General features: G+C 62.9%; 22 protein-coding genes. 2 read left to right on the top strand and 20 right to left on the bottom strand.

From position 1 onward, the window contains the following. Window positions 1–49: 49 nt before the first annotated feature. The 4 genes from tsaE to glmS are packed head-to-tail and all read right to left on the bottom strand — an operon-like array spanning window position 50 to window position 4,747. Complete coding sequence (tsaE, locus tag RQ865_RS07585; RefSeq protein ID WP_311478592.1) at window positions 50–547, bottom strand: tRNA (adenosine(37)-N6)-threonylcarbamoyltransferase complex ATPase subunit type 1 TsaE; 498 nt, start codon at window positions 545–547, stop codon at window positions 50–52. Then, window positions 544–2,475, bottom strand: a complete 1,932-nt coding sequence (locus RQ865_RS07580; RefSeq protein ID WP_311478591.1) for an alanine racemase — start codon at window positions 2,473–2,475, stop codon at window positions 544–546. The genes tsaE and RQ865_RS07580 overlap by 4 nt, the downstream gene beginning before the upstream one ends. Window positions 2,476–2,497: 22 nt before the next feature. Next, a complete protein-coding gene (acpS, locus tag RQ865_RS07575) occupies window positions 2,498–2,893 on the bottom strand; it encodes a holo-ACP synthase (RefSeq protein WP_311478590.1) in 396 nt (131 codons plus the stop codon). Between the two features lie 3 nt (window positions 2,894–2,896). Continuing rightward, the gene (gene glmS, locus RQ865_RS07570; RefSeq protein ID WP_311478589.1) at window positions 2,897–4,747 is read right to left on the bottom strand and encodes a glutamine--fructose-6-phosphate transaminase (isomerizing); all 1,851 of its coding nucleotides are present in this window, start codon (window positions 4,745–4,747) and stop codon (window positions 2,897–2,899) included. Between the two features lie 53 nt (window positions 4,748–4,800). Here glmS and coaA point away from each other — a divergent pair, with 53 nt between their 5' ends. Then, window positions 4,801–5,757 (top strand): type I pantothenate kinase, encoded by a 957-nt coding sequence (coaA, locus tag RQ865_RS07565; protein ID WP_311478588.1) that lies wholly within the window; start codon window positions 4,801–4,803, stop codon window positions 5,755–5,757. Window positions 5,758–5,775: 18 nt separating this feature from the next. Here the strand turns inward: coaA and RQ865_RS07560 are convergent, their stop codons facing one another. The 15 genes from RQ865_RS07560 to RQ865_RS07490 all read right to left on the bottom strand — a co-directional run bounded on the left by RQ865_RS07560 (window position 5,776) and on the right by RQ865_RS07490 (window position 18,708). Further along, complete coding sequence (locus RQ865_RS07560; RefSeq protein ID WP_311478585.1) at window positions 5,776–6,801, bottom strand: ArsA family ATPase; 1,026 nt, start codon at window positions 6,799–6,801, stop codon at window positions 5,776–5,778. 12 nt (window positions 6,802–6,813) lie between these two features. Next, window positions 6,814–7,149: a cory-CC-star protein gene (locus tag RQ865_RS07555; RefSeq protein WP_311478583.1), complete on the bottom strand. Its 336-nt coding sequence runs from the start codon at window positions 7,147–7,149 to the stop codon at window positions 6,814–6,816. Beyond that, window positions 7,149–8,873, bottom strand: a complete 1,725-nt coding sequence (locus RQ865_RS07550; protein WP_311478581.1) for a carbon starvation protein A — start codon at window positions 8,871–8,873, stop codon at window positions 7,149–7,151. Before RQ865_RS07550 ends, RQ865_RS07555 begins: the two co-directional genes overlap by 1 nt. Window positions 8,874–9,111: 238 nt before the next feature. After that, window positions 9,112–10,482, bottom strand: coding sequence for a phosphoglucosamine mutase (gene glmM, locus RQ865_RS07545; protein WP_311478580.1), 1,371 nt, complete (start codon window positions 10,480–10,482; stop codon window positions 9,112–9,114). 15 nt (window positions 10,483–10,497) lie between these two features. Continuing rightward, complete coding sequence (gene rpsI, locus RQ865_RS07540) at window positions 10,498–10,986, bottom strand: 30S ribosomal protein S9 (RefSeq protein WP_311478579.1); 489 nt, start codon at window positions 10,984–10,986, stop codon at window positions 10,498–10,500. A 26-nt stretch (window positions 10,987–11,012) separates the two neighbouring features. Further along, on the bottom strand, window positions 11,013–11,456 hold the full coding sequence (gene rplM / locus RQ865_RS07535; RefSeq protein ID WP_311478578.1) for a 50S ribosomal protein L13: 444 nt from the start codon (window positions 11,454–11,456) through the stop codon (window positions 11,013–11,015). 280 nt (window positions 11,457–11,736) lie between these two features. Beyond that, a complete protein-coding gene (locus RQ865_RS07530; RefSeq protein WP_311478577.1) occupies window positions 11,737–12,639 on the bottom strand; it encodes a tRNA pseudouridine synthase A in 903 nt (300 codons plus the stop codon). Window positions 12,640–13,414: 775 nt separating this feature from the next. After that, entirely contained in the window at window positions 13,415–13,993 is a 579-nt protein-coding gene (rplQ, locus tag RQ865_RS07525) for a 50S ribosomal protein L17 (protein WP_311478575.1), read from the bottom strand. Window positions 13,994–14,036: 43 nt separating this feature from the next. Further along, window positions 14,037–15,032 (bottom strand): DNA-directed RNA polymerase subunit alpha, encoded by a 996-nt coding sequence (locus RQ865_RS07520; RefSeq protein WP_201518801.1) that lies wholly within the window; start codon window positions 15,030–15,032, stop codon window positions 14,037–14,039. A 163-nt stretch (window positions 15,033–15,195) separates the two neighbouring features. Beyond that, a complete protein-coding gene (rpsK, locus tag RQ865_RS07515; RefSeq protein WP_201518800.1) occupies window positions 15,196–15,594 on the bottom strand; it encodes a 30S ribosomal protein S11 in 399 nt (132 codons plus the stop codon). A 52-nt stretch (window positions 15,595–15,646) separates the two neighbouring features. Next, complete coding sequence (rpsM, locus tag RQ865_RS07510) at window positions 15,647–16,021, bottom strand: 30S ribosomal protein S13 (protein WP_311478572.1); 375 nt, start codon at window positions 16,019–16,021, stop codon at window positions 15,647–15,649. Window positions 16,022–16,151: 130 nt separating this feature from the next. Next, a complete protein-coding gene (gene rpmJ / locus RQ865_RS07505; protein ID WP_311478571.1) occupies window positions 16,152–16,265 on the bottom strand; it encodes a 50S ribosomal protein L36 in 114 nt (37 codons plus the stop codon). 71 nt (window positions 16,266–16,336) lie between these two features. Continuing rightward, the gene (infA, locus tag RQ865_RS07500; RefSeq protein ID WP_124970725.1) at window positions 16,337–16,558 is read right to left on the bottom strand and encodes a translation initiation factor IF-1; all 222 of its coding nucleotides are present in this window, start codon (window positions 16,556–16,558) and stop codon (window positions 16,337–16,339) included. Between the two features lie 164 nt (window positions 16,559–16,722). Further along, window positions 16,723–17,712 (bottom strand): malate dehydrogenase, encoded by a 990-nt coding sequence (locus RQ865_RS07495; RefSeq protein WP_311478568.1) that lies wholly within the window; start codon window positions 17,710–17,712, stop codon window positions 16,723–16,725. Between the two features lie 69 nt (window positions 17,713–17,781). Beyond that, window positions 17,782–18,708, bottom strand: coding sequence for a LysR family transcriptional regulator (locus RQ865_RS07490; protein ID WP_311478567.1), 927 nt, complete (start codon window positions 18,706–18,708; stop codon window positions 17,782–17,784). 70 nt (window positions 18,709–18,778) lie between these two features. On the opposite strand from RQ865_RS07490, the gene RQ865_RS07485 reads away from it, so the two are divergent. Beyond that, on the top strand, window positions 18,779–19,786 hold the full coding sequence (locus RQ865_RS07485; RefSeq protein WP_311478565.1) for a putative sulfate exporter family transporter: 1,008 nt from the start codon (window positions 18,779–18,781) through the stop codon (window positions 19,784–19,786). Between the two features lie 26 nt (window positions 19,787–19,812). Here the strand turns inward: RQ865_RS07485 and map are convergent, their stop codons facing one another. Further along, window positions 19,813–20,652 carry a type I methionyl aminopeptidase gene (map, locus tag RQ865_RS07480; protein WP_311478564.1) on the bottom strand — a complete coding sequence of 280 codons (840 nt, stop codon included), beginning with the start codon at window positions 20,650–20,652 and terminating at the stop codon, window positions 19,813–19,815. Window positions 20,653–20,704 lie beyond the last annotated feature (52 nt).

Below are 20,704 nucleotides of genomic sequence, written 5' to 3'. Positions count from 1 at the left end.
ATCTCGAGTCTAGTGCCGACACTCATACCTGCCGCACCGTCGCTCGGCATCAAATCGCTGCGACAATCCCCGCAAGATCTGTGTGTTGCCAGCGCTCGCCCACAGCGCGAATCGTCACGCGGCGGGGCTGTTCGAGCTCGTCAGCATCGGCGGGTGTGCCCGTGGGGCGCTCGATCGCCACCTCAAGCCAGTTGCTCGTGAGTGCCGACACCATCTCGGCGCCCCATTCGATCACGGTGATGGCCGCATCCAGGTCGAGATCGAGATCGTCAAGCTCGAGTGCCGAATTAAGCCGGTAAGCATCAACGTGGATGAGTGCCGGCCCGTCACCCAACGCGGGATGGGTGCGGGCGATCACGAAGGTGGGGCTTGCGACCGTACCGCGCACACCCAGTTCCTCACCGAACCCGCGCGTCAGCGTGGTCTTGCCCGCGCCAAGTTCACCGGTGAGCACCACCACATCGCCGGCCTCGCACAGCTGCGCGAGGCCGGCTCCGAGTCGATGCATCGCAGCCGAGTCGTTCACGGCCAGCTGAACCTCGCTCATTTCACCTCCACCATCACCTGCCGGCCGCGGTAGCGTCGCTCCACCCGGCTGCCGAGATTCGCACAGAGTGCTTCGGGCGACCAGCCCGTCCAGGTTGCCCACTGGCTGAGGCTCAGATCATTACCGGTGCTGCCCCACACCTGCACGCGCATCCCGGGCCAACATTCACGGTCGCCAAGATCAACCACCACCTGGTCCATCGCGATCCGACCAACGATCGGGGCCGGCCAGCCACCCACCATCACCTGTGCCTTACCAAAGGCGCTGCGCGGCAGCGCATCCGCATAACCGAGCGGTACGAGCCCGAGCGTGGTGGCATTCGGCGCGGCCCACTCATAGCCGTAGCTGACCTGTTGCCCCGCGGGAACCCGCTTAACGCTCACCAGTTCGCTCACTAGCGACAGTGTCGGCGGTAGCGGTTCCCGCGGGTCGAGGCCGTACACGCCCCTGGTCACCGAGGGCGCATCAGGGAAATAGTGCCCGGTCACCCCGCGACGTTCGAGCGCGTCGAGATCGGTGCGAGTGCGCGCCACAATCGGCAGCCCCGAGCTGCGCACATACGGCAGAATCTGGTCGAGCCCGTGGCCGTACGCATCCGACGACACGTCCACCCCAAACTCGGCACTGCGGCGCTGTGCCCCCACCGCGAGCGCGCGCTGGGTCAACCGGCTGAGGCGGCGCTGGAATAGTTCGAGATCGATGATCGCTTCGCGCAGCGGCGCGGTGATCGATCGTTTGCTGCGCTGTTCAGATTCTTCCATTGGTGGCCAGGCAATATTGGTGCCTTCGGCGGCCGGATGCCCACCATAGTCGCGCAGGATGCGGCGGGTGAGGCGGGTGGTGATCTCATAGTTGATCGTGCCGCCAGCGCGCGCCCAATCGTCGGCGTCGGCGCCGACCAGCTCACCCGCTTGATCGTGACTGTGCCCGATGATGGTGAGTTCACGCCCGGGCTCTTCGGGTGCGGTGGCGTCATAACTCGGGTCGGCAGCGGGCGCATCCCCCACCGGCGCAAGATACAGGTGGAGCGGCCCGATGCGGTCAATCTTCCAGAGCGTACCCTGCGAATCGGCAAGCGGCGGCAGCTGCGACACAAGCGGCGGCAGCTGCGACACAAGCGGTGGGAGCCCGTCACCCTCGCCCACCGCCACGGCCCAGCGGTTGTTGAAGCGGCGGATCGGTGCCCGCAGCCGCAGCGCCGGGCGCAGCTCGAGCGCATCCAGGGCCCCCGACTCGTCGGGGGCCAAACCATACAGCCCGATACCAAGCCGCACCAGATCGTGGCGCAGCTGCGGATACTTCATCGCGCCCGCCGTGGCAGCGATGTGGGCGTGTTCAATGTGCAGCCCAGCTTCCTGCGCCAGCTGGCGGGCAGCCGCAAACCGCGCTCCCTGCTGCAGATCATCGGCGGCGCTACTGCCCGACAGATGGCTCATGAGCCCGCACACTCGCAGCACTCCGGCACGGTCGGCTTCGGCCGCCTGCGCGATCAGTGCGCGCCAGGTGTTGCAGGCGGCGCCGTTGCGCCCCAGACCGGTATCGAGTTTGAGATGCACGCGCGGAGCCTCGACGCCTTTACTGCAGAACTTCGTGGCGGCACGTTCCACAAGCGACAGCTGCTCGATAGTCGACACCGCAATATCCAGCTCGGCGTCAAAAGCCTTTGCCCAGTCGGTGGCCGGTGAGTGCATCCAGGTGAGGATGCGCTCATCCGTCAACCCGCCCGCACGAAGCGCCAGCCCATCGCTAATGTCGACGGTGCCAAGCCACCCGCATCCCGCGTCGGTTACGGCGCGCGCCACCGGCAGTGTCCCGTGCCCGTACGCGTCGGCTTTCACGACCGATAACACCGGCACCTGCACCGACTCGGCAAATGCCTGGTAGTTGTGAACGATGGCGTCGAGGTCGACGTCAATGATCGGACCCACGGTCACTCCTCTACCGCTGTGTTCAGCATGGCTTGTCCGCTCGCGTATCGGTTTCGAGTCGCTCCGCCACCACAAACGCAGATGCATAGGTGCGGTCATGACTCAACGACACGTGCAAAGCGGTCACTTCGATGCTACTCACCGCGGCCGCGGCCGCTAAACCAAGTTTGAACTTGGGCGGCCCAAGCGGTGTGCGCACCACCTCAAACTCGCGCAACGGCGGTGCATCCGCACCAAATCGCCCCAGTCCGCCGAGCGCTTTCACCACCGCTTCGCGGGCAGCAAACCGTGCCGCGATCGAGGGCAGCGGAAGTTCGAGTTCGGCGGGCATGAACACGCGCCGCGCAAACTTTGGGTTTTGCAGCGCGCGTGCCACGCGGGCGATCTCAACCGAGTCGGTGCCGATTCCGACGATCATCGACTATTCGACCGTGACCGACTTTGCCAGGTTCCGGGGCTGGTCAACATCCAGACCCTTCGCGGTCGACAGTTCGAGCGCGAAGAACTGCAGCGGAATCACCTGCAGCAGCGGTTCAAACTCGGGTTTGGTCATCGGCACATCGAACACTTCATCAACGAACGGCAGCACCGCCGCGTCACCGCGTTCGGCAACCGCCAGCACGCGGGCACCGCGGGCGCGGATCTCTTGGATGTTCGAGATCAGTTTCGGATGCAGCGTGTCGTCGTGGCGCGGGCTCGGCACCAGCACCCACACCGGTTGACCGTGGTCGATAAGCGCGATTGGGCCGTGCTTCAGCTCACCCGCGGCAAAACCTTCGGCATGGATGTAGGCCACTTCTTTGAGCTTGAGCGCACCCTCGAGCGCGATCGGGTAGAGCACATTGCGTCCCAGGTAAAGCACCGAGCGAGTGTCGGCCATCCAGTTCGCCAGCTCGGCGATGCGCTGATAGTGGTTGAGCACCTCGGCAATCTTGCCCGGCAGGGTCTCAAACTCGGTGGTGATCGCCGCGACTTCTGCCGTCGGCAGCGACTGGCGAAGCTGCGCAATGTAGAGCCCCACGAGGTAGAGCGCCGACATCTGTGCAACGAATGCCTTAGTCGAGGCCACCGCCACCTCGGGGCCGGCGTGCGTGTACACCACCGCATCCGATTCGCGCGGGATAGTTGCCCCCTGGGTATTGCAGATCGACAGTGTCTTGGCCCCGCGCTCACGGGCATAACGCACCGCCATGAGCGTGTCCATCGTCTCGCCCGATTGCGACACCGAAATCACCAGCGTCTGCGGGGTGAGCACGGGCTGACGGTAACGGAACTCGTGTGCGAGTTCGACCGCCACCGGCACACCGGTCCACTTTTCGACAGCATAGGCCGCGGTCATCCCGGCATACAGCGCGGTACCGCAAGCCACCACGACAATGCGGTGAATTTCACGGAAGTAATCTTCGCCCAAACCGGCCAGCGAGTCGAGCACAACCTGGCCGTCTTTGATGCGGCCGCGCAACGTATTTTCAACGGTTTCGGGCTGCTCCGAAATTTCCTTGGCCATGAACGACGACCAGCCACCCTTTTCGGCAGCCGATGCATCCCAGTCGATGTGGAACTGTTCGCCGGTGACCGGATTTCCTTCGAAGTCGGTGAGTTCGACCGAGTCGGCGCGCACAACCGCTATCTGGGCCTGCCCCACCGCAATCGCCGTCTGCGTGTGCGCCACAAACGCCGCCACATCCGATCCGAGAAAGTTCTCACCATCGCCCAGCCCAATCACCAGCGGCGAGTTGAGCCGCGCGCTGACAATCACATCCGGCTGCTCGGCGTGAATTGCCAGCAGCGTGAAAGCTCCCTCGAGCCGGCCGACAACGGCACGGAAAGCGGCGACCAGGTCGCCGATGCGGCGATACTCGCGGCCAAGCAGGTGCGCTGCCACCTCGGTGTCGGTTTCAGAAACAAACTCAACCCCCTCGGCGAGCAGTTCATCACGCAGCGCCACAAAGTTCTCGATAATGCCGTTGTGGATGACGGCGAGTTTGCCGTTATCGCTCAGATGGGGGTGGGCGTTGAGGTCGTTGGCAGCACCGTGCGTGGCCCAGCGGGTGTGCCCAATACCGACTTTCCCGTCAGGCATCGGATGCGCGGCAAGGTCGTCACGCAGCACCGAGAGTTTGCCGGCCCGCTTACGCATCTGCAGTTTGCCCGCATCATCAACCAGCGCGATACCGGCCGAGTCGTAGCCGCGGTATTCGAGTCGACCAAGCCCGCTCAGCAAAATGTCTTGGCAGGCACGAGGTCCGATGTATCCCACAATTCCACACATGGTCTCCATTGTCGCGCATAAAAGCAGAGAGATGCTCGCTAAGCTTGAACCCCATGCAGGCAGGCCACCGTCGTGACACCAGCGCGCATTCATCGACCCCGTTTCTTGAGGTGGCGCGTCACGAGTGGGCTGATCTCGCCCCCACCACCCCCCTGACGATCAGCGAGGCCGATGTGGTGCGGCTGCGTTCGCTCGGCGACCCGGTGGATATTGCCGAGGTGCGCGAAGTGTACGTGCCGCTATCGCGGTTGCTGAACCTGCACATTATGAACACCCGCGAACTGCACCGCGCCACCTCTTCGTTTGTTGGCGAACGCTCGGTTCGTACCCCGTTCGTGATCGGGGTGGCCGGATCGGTTGCGGTGGGTAAGTCGACCGTGGCGCGATTGCTGCGCGAGCTGCTGCGTCGCTGGGATGACACCCCGCGGGTTGAGCTGGTCACCACCGATGGCTTTCTCTACCCCAATGCCGAATTGCAACGGCGCGGCATCATGCATCGCAAGGGTTTTCCCGAATCGTATGACCAGCGGGCGCTGCTGCGCTTTGTGACCCAAGTGAAGTCGGGGGTACCAGAGGTGCGGGCACCGTTCTATTCGCACATGGTGTACGACATCGTCTCCGACGCCGAGATAGTGGTGCACTCGCCGGATGTGCTCATCATCGAGGGGCTGAACGTGCTCCAACCGTCGCCTCCGGGACGCGCGCTCGCGGTGAGCGATATGTTCGATTTTTCGGTGTATGTGGATGCACGCACCGCGGATATTGAACGCTGGTATATCGAACGCTTTTTGAAACTGCAAAAGGGTGCGTTCGCCAATCCCTCATCGTATTTCCGTCGCTATGCCGATCTCAACGAGGCGGATGCGCGCGCCACGGCACGCGAGATCTGGTCGACAATCAACCTCCCGAACCTCGAAGAGAATGTGCTCGCCACCCGTCCGCGCGCACAGCTCATTCTGCGCAAGTCGGCCGACCACTCGGTTGAGCGAGTGCTGCTGCGGAAAGTCTAGGAGGCAGCGCCTCGGGTGTTACTGCCTGCCGAGCAGCATGCCACCAAACTCGGTGAGCGCCTGCTCACCGATCGGTTCGCGCGCCAATAGCGGCGTCTGCACGATCAGTGCGCGCGCACCCACACCGCGGCGAAGCTGTGCCACCCAGTTTTCTTCAGCCTCATGACGGATGGCAAGCAGTTCGTTATCAACCGCATCCGGGGTGCGCTTATTAATCACGTAGGCGATCACCGAGATATCCGACTCGGCAAGCTGCTTGCGCAGCTCGAGCGTTTCGAGCACCGGCATCCGTTCGGCTGCCAACACGATAATGAACCCGGCGAGTTGCGGGTCGGTGATCGCGGCCCGAAAGTCGGCGAGGAGCGTCTGGCGCCGGTCGAGCAGTTCACGGATGCGCTGGTCGCGACTGCGACGAGCACCGATTCCCGATTCTGCGTTACCGCCGTCGAGTGAGCGTGCCACCGAAGCGAAGCGGTCGGCGCGAGCACGGTTATCGAGCAGTGCCCTCGTCCACTGCGCCATCATTTCGGGCAGCGCCAGCAGTCGTGCAGTGTGCCCGCTCGGGGCGGTGTCGAACACCACGAGGTCGTAGTCGCGCAGACCGTCAACCGTGAGCTGAGCGGTGCGCTCGAGTATGGCCGCCTCGTGGGCACCCGGAGCCTGTGCCGACACCTGCAGATAGCGGTGCACCTCGCCGTGTAGGTGTTCGGGCATCATGCCGTACAGGTGCTGCCCAACGGCTTTGAAGTGGCGGTCGGCTTCGCGGTCAGGATCGATTTCTACCGCATCCAACCCGCGCCGCAGCGTCTCCGGTTTCTCGCCAATTTTGCGTTCCCATAGGTGGCCGAGATTGTGCGCGGGATCGGTTGAGACCAGCAGCACGCGTCGGCCAGCGCGAGCCTGGTCGAGCGCCACCGTGGCCGCGCTAGTGGTTTTGCCGACACCACCCTTGCCACCAAAAAACAGCACTCGTCGCTGCGCGATCTCATCGTGAAACATCTGTGTGCGTACCCCCGTTGTGATGCGGTCGTTTGTCGAACTCAACTCGTGCCAGATTCAGCAGCAGCGAGCGCCCGCAATAGGTGAACGATCGAGGCCAACTCGAGTGTGCCACTCGTGCAGCTCGTCAAGCAGCACCGGATACAGCTCCATGAGGTAATAGTTGGCCGGCCCGGGAATGCCGAGCGCCTCGCCATAGATGTAGAGCATCAGCAGATCGTTTTCATCGCGCTCGGCACGCTTCATCGTCTGCCGATATGGCCCCACGTAATACTCGTTCAGGCCCTTGTTGAAAGCATCGAACTTTTCGCGCAGGCGCGCGGCAAAATGCCGCCAGCCGGGCAGTGGAGAACCTGTATGTTCCCCACTACCCGGGCGGCGCTGCGGTGACACTAGTTCGCTGTGTCCGACTGGCCCGAGGCCACTTCGGCCCCCTCGGGCCACTCTTCGACGCCGTCGGCGTCTGCCGGTTCGGGATCTTCGATCATCGCGCGACGCATCGAGGTGACCGACTCGATAACCGTCCACAGTGCGGCCACAAAGACCGCACCACCGAGCACCAGCAGCAGCCAGTCGCCATCTCTCGCGAACGCCAGCAGCTGCAACACCAGCGCCCAGAACGTCATCGCAAATACAAACAGCAGCGGGATCAGAATCGGCAACACCGGGCGACGCTTGCGCATCAGAATCACCGCGAGCACCGCGAGGGTCAGCACTGCAAGTATCTGGTTGGTAGTGCCGAATAGTGGCCACAGCACCATACCGCCCGAACCATTTTCGCCAGCACCAAAAGCAAGGCCCAAGCCCAGGCCCACGGCGATGACGGTGCCGACCAGCGGCGAAATCTTGACTCCCATTCGGGCGCCCAGCTCAACAATCACCAGGCGATGCAGCCGCACCGCGGTATCCATCGTGGTGGCCGCAAATAGCACCGCCATAGTGGCGAGAATGGTGGCGCTCAGGCTGAGCGGAATACCGAGCCCGGCGTTGAGGATATTGCCACCACCGGCGACAAAGGCACCGATACCACCATCGAGGTATGCCTCGTGAAACTCGCCCACGGTGTTGAAGCCCGATGACACGGCCACGATAGTGCCGAGCGCCAGCAGGCCCTCACCCACGGCACCGAAATAGCCAACCAGGCGCGCATCCGTTTCTTTATCGAGCTGTTTTGATGACGTACCCGAGGCGACCACGCCATGGAAACCCGAGATCGCACCACAGGCGACGGTCACGAACAGCAGCGGCCAGATCGGCGCCGTGCCAGCAGGCACCTCGGTGGCGATCGGATCGAGCATTACCGTTGGCGCCGAAACGATAATGGCGAGATAGAGGATCCCCAGGCCCACGAACAGCTGCAGTCCGTTGATGTAGTCGCGCGGCTGCAGCAGCATCCACACCGGCATCAGCGAAGCGATACCCGCATAGATGAACAACACCACAATCCAGAACGACTCTGCCGACATACCCATGATGATTTCGGGCAACTTAATCGGATACATATCGCCGAGGGTCATCAGACCGTAGAGCACGATGACACCCGCAATCGACACCAGCGGCAGGTTCCACTTGAACCGGTAGATTGCCTGACCGATCAGCAGCGCCACCACGATCGCACCCCAGGTGGGAATCACCGAGGTCGGTTTATCCACCAGCAGACCGGCAATGATTGACGCGAATACAGCATTGACGATCACGATCAGCAGGAAAATCACGATGGTAAACAGCAGCGAGCCGCGCGAACCGATATAGCGTTTGGCGAGATCACCGATGGTGTGACCCTTGTTGCGGGTGGATGCCCACAGGGCACCGAAGTCGTGCATCCCGGCAAAAAACACGGTGCCGATCGTCACCCAGAGGAATGCGGGAAGCCAACCCCAAATCATGGCGATAGCGGGGCCGGTGATGGGCGCGGCGCCGGCAACCGAGGTGAAGTGGTGACCCCACAGCACCCACTTGTTGGTGGGGACGAAATCGACACCGTCTTTTTGCGAGTGTGCGGGTGTGATTGCCCGCGGGTTCAGCTTGTAGACCCTGTCGGCAAGGTATTTGGAGTACAGAAAATAGCCCGCCGCAATAAAGGCGAGGCCGAGAAACATCAGGATGAGTGAATTCATTACGAAAAGCCCTTGAAGTCAGTGATGACCAGGATGAAGTTACGAGCGCGGCACCTTCGCCAGAGCACAGCGTTCTTCGCGGTGACGAGGGAATCCAAAGAACAGCCTTTTGAGCCGCCGCAAATGGATGCGTTGCACATACCCTACCCGAACATGTGAAACCCCTGTGTACCAGACGGCTAGCCACCGTGGCAGCGCACCCACAGCTGCGGGCCCGGGATGCACGCAAGCGACGCGTCTAAGAAATTGCCAGTTCTACACTGACCACATCGGCCAACCGCTGAGCATATTGCTGCGCCAGCTCGGAGGTTTCAGCCTCGACCATCACCCGCACCACCGGTTCGGTTCCGGATGGGCGCAGCAGCACCCGGCCGGTATCGCCAAGCTCATTCACAACTTTCGCAACCTCAGCCTGCACGACCTCATTCGATTCGCACAGCTCCCGCCGCACACCGCCCACATTGATGAGCACCTGCGGGTACACGCGCATGACCTGTTTAAGCTCTGACAGCTCTTTGCCGGTGCTCGCCATGATGCTCGCTAAGCACAGCCCCGTGAGTAGGCCGTCACCGGTGGTGGCGTGCTCCGCGATGATCACGTGCCCCGACTGTTCACCACCGAGTGCCAGTCCACGCTCATTGAGCTCGGCAAGCACATAGCGGTCGCCCACTTTCGTCTCAATGAGCTTGATGCCGCGCTCACGCATCGCGAGCTTCAGCCCCAGGTTCGACATCACGGTAACAACCAGGGTGTCGTCGGTGAGCTGCCCGTGTTCGTGCATCGCGGTGGCAAGAATTGCCATGATCTGGTCGCCATCGACGATGGCTCCGGTTTCGTCAACGGCGATGCAGCGGTCAGCATCGCCGTCATGGGCGATACCGAGATCGGCACCGAGACTCGTAACCGCCTGCTGCAAACCGGCAAGATGTGTCGAGCCAACACCATCATTGATGTTGAGACCGTCAGGGTCGTTCCCGATCACTGACACCCGTGCACCAGCGTCGGTGAACACCTGCGGTGAAACACCCGATGCGGCACCATTAGCCGCATCAATAACGATGTGCAGGCCGGCCAGAGCGTGATGCCCGTCGGGTCGCTGACTTGGCACCGCGCTCAGCAGGTGGAGGGCGTAGCGGTCTTCGGCATCAGCGAAGCGTTCAATCCGCCCCACACCGTCGCCGATGGGGCGCAGCATTTCAGCATTGAGCTGCTGCTCAATATCATCTTCGATCTCGTCGGGCAGTTTGCGGCCGCCGCGAGCAAAAAACTTAATCCCGTTATCGGGAGCCGGGTTGTGCGAGGCAGAAATCATCACCCCGAAGTCGGCTTTGACATCGGCGGTGAGGAAGGCGGCGGCCGGTGTTGGGATCACCCCCGCGTCGAGCACATGCACACCCGAAGATGCGAGCCCAGCGGCTACCGCTGCGCTCAAAAACTCGCCCGAGACTCGCGGGTCGCGAGCAAGCACGGCGACGGGGCGGTCGCCTCGCTCACGAGCTTCGCGAGCGAGGACAACCGCCGCCGCCTGAGCCAAGGCCATGGCAAGTTCCACCGTGAGATGGTCGTTTGCCAGGCCCCGAACTCCGTCGGTTCCAAAAAGACGTGACACCGTACTGGTTGACGCTTAGCGCTTCGAGTACTGGGGTGCCTTGCGGGCCTTCTTAAGACCGGCCTTCTTACGTTCTTTCGCACGTGCGTCACGAGTGAGGAAGCCAGCCTTCTTCAGCTCGGGACGGTTGTTTTCACGGTCGATCTCGTTGAGCGCACGCGCGATGCCCAGACGCAGCGCGCCGGCCTGACCCGAGGGGCCACCACCGGTGATGGTCGCGATCACGTCGTAACGGTCGGTGAGTTCGAGCAGGGTGAACGGGTCGGTGATCAGCTGCTGGTGCAGTTTGTTCGGGAAGTATTCCGCGAACTCACGACCGTTAACGGTGATAACACCGGTGCCGGGGATCACGCGCACGCGGGCGATGGCCTGCTTGCGGCGCCCGACGGCGGCACCTGAAACGGTGAGGGGTGCACGCTCGGTGGCTTCGACACCTGCAGCGGCAGGGGTCTCAGTGCTGTAGTTGGTGGGCTGCTCTTCGATGGAGTCTGCGATGGTCGCCACTTATTCGTCCTTCGTTATCGCTGCCGCTACTGGGCAACCTGGTCGAGAGTGTACGGCTTGGGCTGCTGAGCCTGGTGCGGGTGTTCCGCGCCCGCGTACACCTTGAGCTTCTTGAGCTGCTCGCGGCCCAGCGAGTTCTTCGGGAGCATGCCACGAACCGCCTTCTCGATGACGCGGTCGGGCCGCTTCTCGAGGAACTCGGCGTAGTTCTGCGAGCGCAGACCGCCGGGGTAACCCGAGTGGCGGTAGGCACGCTTCTTTTCGAGTTTCTGACCGGTGAGGGCCACCTTGTCGGCGTTGATGATGATGACAAAGTCACCGGTGTCAACGTGCGGCGCGAAGGTCGGCTTGTGCTTACCGCGCAGCAGCTGGGCTGCGTGCGAGGCGAGGCGGCCAAGCACGATATCGGTTGCGTCGATGACGAACCACTCGCGGGTGACTTCACCAGCCTTGGGAGTGTAAGTGCGCATAAATATGCAACTTTCGTTCGGAGTGAGAGGTCCGTGAATCCCACTCGGTCGCGATAGTTTCGCCACGGGATGCGTGGGGTAACGTCGCAGTTGAGGGCTCACTTCGATGCCTGCCGGTGGCGGGCAACCTCCCCATTGTACGACAGATTTGAGATGCGCTGCAATGCTGAGTTTCGCGCTGGCCTTCGGCCGGCCCGGCGCATCCAGCAGTCACTGCGCATCCGGCCATCACCGCACCCCGCCAGCCTGCACGCAGCCAGCCGTGCGTCTCCAGCCAGCCCTACTCCTCGGATGGCGCGCAGCTGGTTGAGTCCACCACCCGCAGCGCGGGACGCTTAGCGCGCGTTTGTTCCTGCCGAGTAGCGAGTTCATCCTGCCCCGGATACTCAACGCTCATCAGTGTCAGCCCCTTCGCCGGCAGCACGGTGAAGTCATTCGATCGACCGGTCAGCTGCAATAGCTCTGGCACCTTTACTAGCGGCAAGCGCCCCATCCCCACAGCCGCACACATACCAACCAGCGAGCGAACCATCGAATGACAGAACGCATCCGCCTGCACGTGGGCAACAAACACGCCCCGCTCATCCCGGTGCCACGCAAACTCTTCGAGCGTGCGCACCGTGGTGGCGCCCGCCCGCGGCCTGCAGAATCCGGCAAAGTCGTGCAACCCGATGAGTTCTTGCGCGGCCGCGTTCATCAGGTGCAGTTCGAGGGGACGCCGCACCTGTGCAGTGCGATGCCGTTCGAGCGGATTTGCCGGCACTGTCGGGTCGGCCAGGCGATATTCATAGCGGCGCCGCAGCGCTGAAAAGCGTGCGTCGAACCCTTCAGGTGCGAGCGCGCATCCAGTCACCGCCACGTCCGCGTCATTGCCGAGAATCCCGGTGATTCGCCGCACGAAAGCACTCTCACCGTGTTCTCGGCCGAGGCGGCGCGCGGTGGTTGCCCAGATCGGCTCGGGCAGGTCGAGATGCGCCACCTGCCCGATCGCGTGCACCCCGGCATCGGTTCGTCCGGCCACAGTGAGTAGTGGCCCGGCCTCGGAAAGGTCGCGATACAGGATGCGAATGGCATCCTCGAGCGTTCCCTGCACCGTGCGAAGCCCGGGCTGCGTTGCCCAGCCACTAAAAGCGGTGCCGTCATACGCGATGTCGAGCCGGATGCGCACGGTGTTTTCCTGCATATGCCCATCTTGCCGCACCCGCGTCGCCAACAGGTGGGCGTGCCCCGCCCTCCCCCGCCCTCCCCCGGGCATTCCCGGTCGCCCAGGCGCTTCTGTTCACCAAATGACCCTGTTAGTGGCAAGTGACCCTCCCACAGCAGGGTCATTTAGCAGTAAAAGGGTCACTTACGGTGCAGTTCGGCCCATCACCAGGGCCTCGTGTCGGCGCGACCTTCCCCCGGTGACAGCAGGCTCACCTGCGATTGGGCCCCTCCCTCCTCGGCAAGTGACCCTGTTAGTGGCAAGTGACCCTCCTACAGCAGGGTCACTTAGCAATAAGAGGGTCACTTACGGCGGAGTTCGGCCCATCACCAGGGCCTCGTGTCCGCGCGACCTTCCCCCGGTGACAGCAGGCTCACCTGCGATTGGGCACCTCCTTCCTCGGCAAGTGACCCTGTTAGCGGCAAATGACCCTCCTACAGCAGGGTCACTTAGCAGTAAGAGGGTCACTTGCCGACGGGGCCGCCGGGATGCGGACAGTGGGCGGGTGCAGGCGGCTGGTGGATGCGGGCGGGGCGGACGGCGAGGACGGCGGGGGCGGCTAGAGCGGCGGGGACGGGGTGGCTAAGGCGACGAGTACGGCGAGGGCGAGGGCACCGCCCGCACGCGCGGGGTTCTTGTCCCACCAGCGGGAAGATGTGGTTGCCGACATTGGCACCGCGCCGCACGCGCGGTGCTTGGGAAACGCGGAGGGGCCCGCACCGTGGTGCGGACCCCTCACGCGATCGCCAGAAGACTACTTGGTCTCTTCGTCGGTAGCTTCGGCCTCAGCTTCCTCGGCACCCTCGGGCGCCTCAGCTTCTTCGCCCGTTTCGGGCGCGTCAGCCTCAGTTTCTTCGCCAGCCGCGGCGTCCTCAGCCTCGGCAGCCTCGACCTCGGCCTCGGTGGGCTCGATATCTTCGTCAGCCACCTCAACAACCGGCTCTTCAGCCTGCTTGCGCTTCGGCTTCGGGTTCACCGGCTCGAGCACAAGCTCTATTACTGCCATGGGCGCGTTGTCACCCTTGCGGTAGCCGGTTTTGATGATGCGAGTGTAGCCACCCTCACGCTCGGCTACGAGCGGCGCGATCTCGGTGAAGAGTTCGTGCACCACGCTCGGGTCGGTGATGGTGCGCATGACCCGGCGACGGTTGTGCAGATCGCCTTTCTTGGCCTGGGTGATCAGACGCTCAGCAACCGGCTGCAGGCGCTTGGCCTTGGTTTCGGTGGTCTGGATGCGCTTGTGGGTGAACAGCTGCGAGGCGAGGTTGCCGAGCAGCAGGCGCTCGTGGGCGGGACCGCCTCCGAGGCGCGGACCCTTGTTGGGCTTAGGCATTGCTGGTTCTCTTTCTCAGGTTTCGGATCGGTGATCCGCAGGTTTAGATGTACTCGCCGCTGTCTTCGCTGCCACCGTAGAAGTGCGTGCCTTCGAAACCGGGCACGCTGTCTTTCAGTGACAGGCCGAGCGAGGCAAGCTTTTCACGTACCTCGTCAACCGACTTCTGACCGAAGTTGCGGATGTTCATGAGCTGACCCTCGCTCAGTGCCACCAGCTGCGCGACGGTGGTGATGCCCTCGCGCATGAGGCAGTTGTAGGAGCGAACCGACAGGTCGAGGTCGTTGATGCTCATCGACAGTTCGTCGCTGATAACCTGCTCGACCGGGGCCGGGCCGATTTCGATGCCCTCGGCTTCGGTGTTCAGCTCGCGAGCGAGGCTGAACAGCTCAACCAGGGTACCGCCGGCCGATGCTACGGCATCGCGCGGCAGCATCGAAGGCTTGGTTTCGACATCCACAACCAGGCGGTCGAAGTCGGTGCGTTCACCGGCACGGGTGGCCTCAACGCGGTAGGTCACCTTGAGCACGGGCGAGTAGATCGAGTCGACCGGAATCTGGCCGGCTTCTGAGTACTCGTCACGGTTCTGCTGCGCCGAGACATAGCCGCGGCCGCGTTCAATGGTGAGCTCAAGTTCAAACTTGGCGTCGTCATTGAGCGTGGCGATAACCAGTTCTGGGTTGTGAATCTCAACGCCAGCCGGTGCCGAAATGTCGGCAGCGGTCACCTCGCCCGCGCCGGTCTTGCGCAGGTAGGCGGTGATGGGTTCATCAAACTCGCACGAAACCACGAGCTGCTTAATGTTGAGGATGATCTCGGTGACGTCTTCTTTCACCCCGGCAATGGTGGTGAATTCGTGCTGCACGTTGTCGATGCGGATGCTGGTTACGGCAGCACCGGGGATCGAGCTGAGCAGCGTACGACGCAGTGAGTTGCCGAGGGTGTAGCCGAAGCCGGGCTCGAGCGGCTCGATGGTGAACCGCGAGCGGTACTCCGAGATGTTCTCCTCGGTGAGTGTGGGGCGCTGTGCAATGAGCACTATATGGTCCTTTCGGCGAAGCGTCCGCTATATGACGCTTGGCGTAGTCGCGGGCTGCAGTCCCGCGAGTCTGGGGATGTGCGTAAGCAGGCGTACTGGGTTGTTGGAACGGCGGATGCCGCTGGTCGCCCGAACGCAAGCGCACCCGGGCGACCCGAAAGACTTAGACGCGGCGACGCTTGGGCGGGCGGCAGCCGTTGTGTGCCTGCGGAGTCACGTCGCTGATCGAGCCGACCTCGAGGCCCGCTGCCTGCAGCGAACGGATCGCGGTCTCACGGCCCGAGCCGGGGCCCTTCACGAAAACGTCGACCTTCTTCATGCCGTGCTCCTGCGCCTGGCGAGCGGCTGCTTCTGCGGCCAGCTGTGCGGCGAATGGAGTCGACTTTCGCGAGCCCTTGTAGCCCACGCCACCCGACGAGGCCCAGCTGATGACGGCGCCGCTGGGGTCGGTGATCGAAATGATGGTGTTGTTAAACGTCGACTTGATGTGTGCCTGGCCGACGGGAACGTTCTTGTTCTGCTTGCGACGGGCCTTGCGCGCCGCGGTCTTGGGGGTAGCCAATTCTTCTCTCCTACGAATTCCGGTTCACTCACATCCGCGATGGGCGGATGGGTTACTTCGCCTTCTTCTTGCCGGCGACGGTGCGCTTGGGGCCCTTGCGGGTGCGCGCGTTGGTTTTGGTGCGCTGTCCGTGCACCGGAAGGCCGCGGCGGTGGCGGATACCCTGGTAGCTACCGATTTCGACCTTGCGGCGGATGTCGGCGGCGACTTCACGACGGAGGTCACCTTCCACCTGGTAGGTGCCTTCGATGTGGTCGCGAAGTGCCACGAGCTGGTCGTCGGTGAGGTCTTTCACGCGGGTGTTGCCGTCGATTCCGGTGGCTTCGAGCGATTTGAGCGCGCGGGTGCGGCCGATGCCGTAGATGTAGGTGAGTGCGATCTCCACGCGCTTTTCGCGCGGGAGGTCGACGCCTGCGAGACGTGCCATGGGAGTGTGCTCCTTGTTGAGGTGTGGAGCGACGACTGGGCTCCGGCCTCAGGCCCGGAGGTGTCCCCCGTGTGCGGGTTCTTATCGTCGCAATTTCTGTATTGAGTTGTTCGAGCCGAAGCTCGTTCGCCTAGCCCTGGCGCTGTTTGTGACGGGGGTTGCTGCAGATCACCATGACGCGGCCGTGGCGGCGGATGATTTTGCAGTTGTCACAAATCTTTTTTACGGAGGGGTTGACCTTCATGAGGTGTCCTTTTGAGTCGCTGGCCTCGTACCGGCGCGGGTGCGCCGGCCGTTCCTTATCCAGCTGTGGGCCTACTTGTAGCGGTAGACGATCCGACCACGGGTGAGGTCGTAGGGGCTGAGCTCTACGATTACCCGGTCTTCAGGAAGGATTCGAATGTAGTGCTGACGCATCTTCCCTGAGATGTGCGCAAGCACTTTGTGACCATTTGAGAGCTCCACGCGAAACATCGCGTTCGGCAGTGCTTCCACCACCGTGCCCTCGATCTCGATTACGCCGTCCTTCTTGGCCATAGCCTCACTAATCGCTTTGATATCGTTGCCCACATGCCGGTCATGCGGAATCAGTGCAGTACACGCGCGGGCGCGTGCAGAAACACCGACTGTCTACTATAAGGTCTTTCGCTCCCGTTTGGCAAGGGGCTGCCCCTCGGTTTTCGCCCGACGGGGAACCCGCACTAGATCGAGATGCCGAGCTCGCGCACTGCATCTCGTTCGCCCTCAAGATCAGCCACGGTGCGAGCAATCGCGGCACGGGTGCGGTCGCTCCACTCGAGGCCCTCGACCGTGTGCCACTCCCCGGCGGATGCGGTTGCGGGCATCCCAAACACCAGACCCTCCGGCACGCCGTACTCCCCTTGCGAGGGGCGTGCCACGGTCACCCAGTTGTTCGTGGCCGTGCCGTGATGCCAGTCGGCTACGTGGTCGATAACTGCTGAGGCCGCGCTGGCAGCGCTTGATGCACCGCGCGCGCGAATAATTTCTGCGCCGCGGTTGGCGACACACTCAATGAACGGTCCATCTAGCCAGGCGTCGTCAGCGATGCATTCGCGTACCGCACGGTCACCGATGAGCGCGTGGTCGATATCCGGCACCTGGGTGTTTGAGTGATTGCCCCACACGGTAAGTTTGCGCACCTGGCTCGGCGCCACTGCGGCGCGCTGCGCGAGCTGCCCGATGGCGCGGTTGTGGTCGAGTCGCATCAGCGCGTGGAAGCGTTCGGCCGGCACATCGGGCGCGGCAGCACGGGCAATTGCGGCATTGGTGTTGGCCGGGTTCCCGACCACGAGCACTCGCACATTGTCGGCGGCGCGCGCACCGATGGCACGCCCCTGAGTCGAGAAGATTGCCGCGTTTGCCGAGAGCAGGTCGGCACGGTCCATCCCCTGTTTGCGCGGCATGGCCCCCACCAGCAGGGCGTAGTTGCTGCCGTCAAATGCCGTGCCGGCGTCATCGGTCACGTTCACGTCGCGCAGTAGCGGAAACGCACAGTCGCTCAGTTCGAGTGCCGTGCCTGCCGCCGCATCTACGGCCTGCGGGATCTCGAGCAGACGCAGCTCAACCGGTTGCTGCGAACCGAACATTGCCCCGGATGCGATTCGGAATAGCAGCGCGTAGCCGATAGCTCCGGCGGCTCCGGTAATGGTCACGCGGATTGGTGCGGTCATGAACGTCTCCTCACTGTCTTCGTGGCGCAATATCGATTCTATTGATGGCCTCAAACCCCGAGCAACGAACTACAGCGATTGCGTCTTCACCGCGATCTGGAGAAGTTCTTGCACCTCGCCTCGCGGCACCGAACTCGGCATCCATACCGCGCGAATCTGGCGGGTGAGCGACTGTCCCAGCACCGTAACCGCCACCAGTCGCCCCTCGCGAATACCGTTTTCAACCGAGAGCCCGCTCAGTAGCGCCGGGCCTGCACCCGCTTCAACGGCGCGAACAATCGCCGAGGTGCTGTTGAGTTCCATAAGTGTGCGCACGCCGCCGTATGGGGCGAGTGCTTCCGATGCAACCGCGCGGGTTCCCGAACCGGCTTCGCGCAGAATCAGCGGGGTTTTTGCCAGCATTGATGGCAATAGCGGCTGATCTCGCTGCGCCAATTGTGCCCATTCGTGACCCGGATGCACGATGAGTTTGAGTGCATCCACGCGCACCTGTGCCTGCGCAAAGCTGTCGGGCACTTGCGGGCACTCGACAAACCCGAGGGCAAACTCTCCTCGCGCCACCCCGTCGAGCACGCGCTCGGAGTTTTCCATATCGAGCGTGACCGTCACCGCGCGTGGTTGGCGATGAAACGTTGCGAGCCATTCGGGCGCCAGGTGTTCGGCCACCGTGTGCGAGGCACCAACGATTATTTGCCCGCCGCTTGTGCCACGCAGTGAGTTCACTCCGGCCAGCAGTCGATCGGTGGCGAGCACGACTTCCTGCGCCCACAGTGCGAGCAGATTGCCCCGGTCGGTGAGTTGCGATCCCGCGTGCGACCTTGAAACGAGCTGCACGCCGACCTGCGATTCAAGATTTTTTAGACTGCGCGAGGCGTTGGATTGTGCCATGCCGACCCGACGCGCGGCTTCACTGATTGAGCTTTCTTCGGCGAGTGCGACAAGCAGGCGCAACGTCGACATCGGTATCTGCTGTAGTTGCCCAGCACCGGTAAACATATCAAAATGATATGTCAGCATCGGCAAATGAGGGCTTCCGCACATCCGTTGCGAATCGCAGACTTCGAGCATGCCTGCAATAGATCGCATCCGGTATCGGCAATATCTTCCCGGCATTGCCGTCGCGTTGGCCGTCACCACACTGGCGATGATCATTGCGCCAGGGTTGCCACCACTGAGCCCCCTGCTCATCACGATGCTCACTGGGATTGCTTGGCGCAATCTCTTCCCAGTTCCCGAACAGCTCATGCCGGGCGACGCCATTGTCGAAAGGCCCATCCTGCGGCTTGGAATTGTGCTGCTTGGCCTGCAGATCGCGGCGGGCGACATCTTCAGCCTGGGCTGGATCGCACTGATTGCCATCGTGTCGGCGGTGACGATCACCTTCACTGTCACAATGGCTGTCGGCGACCGGCTCGGCGTTGATCGCCGCCTGCGGATGCTGATCGCGTGCGGGTTTTCGATTTGCGGTGCGGCTGCCGTTGCCGGCGCGAAATCGGTGACGGATGCGGATGATGACGACACCGCGACCGCGGTCGCGCTCGTGGTGATTTTCGGCACGATCATGATTCCCCTGGGCCCCGCACTGACGGTGCTGTTTGGTATGGATGCCGAAACTGCCGGGTTGTTTATTGGGCTCACCACCCACGAGGTCGCACAGGTTGTTGCCGCGGGTGGGATTGTTGGTGCCAGCGCGTTGGCAGTTGCGATCGTGGTGAAGCTCGGTCGGGTGTTGTTACTGGCTCCGGTGATGGCGACACTGGGCTTCATTAATCGCGAAGAGCTGGCTGGGCCGAGCCGTGAACGCTCACCGCTCGTACCCTATTTTGTGTTGGGGTTTATCGCCTGTGTGGTGATTCGCAGCTTGAATTTGCTGCCGCCACCGTTGCTCAACGCTGCGACATTCGTCCAGACCGCAGCGCTTGCCATGGCCATGTTCGCGCTGGGGCTGAATGTGCACCTGCGGTCGATTGCAAAGCTCGGCCCGCGACCGCTGGTGCTCGGCGCGGTTGCCACAGCCACGATCATTGCTGTGGGGCTGGTGACGGCCGCCGCAACGACGCACCTTGCCGGCTAGTTTTTCGTCGATGACACCGCAGCGGCCTATGCCAGCGGCACCGGTTTCACGCCGTAGTTTGCCAGCCCCGCGGCACCACCGTCTTCGGCGGTGGTCACCCAGATACCGTCGGCGTGACGAATGACTGTGTGCTCCCAGTGAGCTGCAACCGTACCGTCAGCCGAGCGCACCGTCCAACCGTCGTCGTCAACTGTGACGTCGGGGCTGCCGCCGGTGAGCATCGGCTCGATACAGATCGCGAGCCCCGCACGCACCACTGGCCCGCGCCGGCGCACCCGATAGTTGAACACGGTTGGCTCTTCGTGCATATCGCGTCCGATACCGTGACCGGTGTAGTTTTCGAGGTTGCCAAGCGGCCCGGGCTGCTCGTCGATGGCGGCTTCGATTGCGGTGCCGACATCGTTGAGGTGGCGGGCGGATGCGAAGGCGGCGATACCTGCCCACATCGCGGCTCGGGTGGCGTCGCTCACGCGATTGGCTTCGGCAAGCCATTCGGATGCATTGGGGCGCGTCACTTCTCCCGGCACGATGAATGTGCGCGCCGAGTCGCCGTTCCAGCCGTTGAGTTTGGCACCACAGTCGATTGAAACAACGTCACCGGGTTCGAGCGGCGTCGAATTGGGGATGCCGTGCACCACCGCATCGTTCACCGATGCGCAGACGGTGTGCGAGTAACCCGGCACCAGTTGAAAGTTCGGCACGCCGCCGCCGTCACGGATGATTTTTTCGGCGATCGCGTCGAGTTCGAGGGTGCTGATCCCCGGGCAGATTGCTGCTTCGACCGCGTCGAGCGCGGCTGCGGTGAGCAGCCCCGCCGGGACCATCATCTTGAGTTCGTCGTGAGACTTATAGAGGGATGTGCGCATAACTCCTCTAGCGTACGCGCAGACGCCTATTCCCGTAGAAAATGAATCGTTT

The organism is uncultured Gulosibacter sp., assembly GCF_963509965.1.
In the GTDB taxonomy this organism is placed as follows: Bacteria; Actinomycetota; Actinomycetes; order Actinomycetales; family Microbacteriaceae; genus Gulosibacter.
The sequence above is the reverse complement of the archived record's forward strand: the minus strand, read 5'-3'. Positions and strand labels throughout refer to the sequence as shown.

Bases quoted from the DNA above. Each gene is read 5' to 3' on its own strand.
- tsaE (WP_311478592.1), bottom strand. From the start codon at position 547: ATGAGCGAGGTTCAGCTGGCCGTGAACGACTCGGCTGCGATGCATCGA.
- acpS (WP_311478590.1), bottom strand. From the start codon at position 2,893: ATGATCGTCGGAATCGGCACCGACTCGGTTGAGATCGCCCGCGTGGCA.
- glmS (WP_311478589.1), bottom strand. From the start codon at position 4,747: ATGTGTGGAATTGTGGGATACATCGGACCTCGTGCCTGCCAAGACATT.
- coaA (WP_311478588.1), top strand. From the start codon at position 4,801: ATGCAGGCAGGCCACCGTCGTGACACCAGCGCGCATTCATCGACCCCG.
- RQ865_RS07550 (WP_311478581.1), bottom strand. From the start codon at position 8,873: ATGAATTCACTCATCCTGATGTTTCTCGGCCTCGCCTTTATTGCGGCG.
- rplM (WP_311478578.1), bottom strand. From the start codon at position 11,456: ATGCGCACTTACACTCCCAAGGCTGGTGAAGTCACCCGCGAGTGGTTC.
- RQ865_RS07530 (WP_311478577.1), bottom strand. From the start codon at position 12,639: ATGCAGGAAAACACCGTGCGCATCCGGCTCGACATCGCGTATGACGGC.
- rplQ (WP_311478575.1), bottom strand. From the start codon at position 13,993: ATGCCTAAGCCCAACAAGGGTCCGCGCCTCGGAGGCGGTCCCGCCCAC.
- rpsM (WP_311478572.1), bottom strand. From the start codon at position 16,021: ATGGCACGTCTCGCAGGCGTCGACCTCCCGCGCGAAAAGCGCGTGGAG.
- rpmJ (WP_311478571.1), bottom strand. From the start codon at position 16,265: ATGAAGGTCAACCCCTCCGTAAAAAAGATTTGTGACAACTGCAAAATC.
- infA (WP_124970725.1), bottom strand. From the start codon at position 16,558: ATGGCCAAGAAGGACGGCGTAATCGAGATCGAGGGCACGGTGGTGGAA.
- RQ865_RS07495 (WP_311478568.1), bottom strand. From the start codon at position 17,712: ATGACCGCACCAATCCGCGTGACCATTACCGGAGCCGCCGGAGCTATC.
- RQ865_RS07490 (WP_311478567.1), bottom strand. From the start codon at position 18,708: ATGTTTACCGGTGCTGGGCAACTACAGCAGATACCGATGTCGACGTTG.
- RQ865_RS07485 (WP_311478565.1), top strand. From the start codon at position 18,779: ATGCCTGCAATAGATCGCATCCGGTATCGGCAATATCTTCCCGGCATT.
- map (WP_311478564.1), bottom strand. From the start codon at position 20,652: ATGCGCACATCCCTCTATAAGTCTCACGACGAACTCAAGATGATGGTC.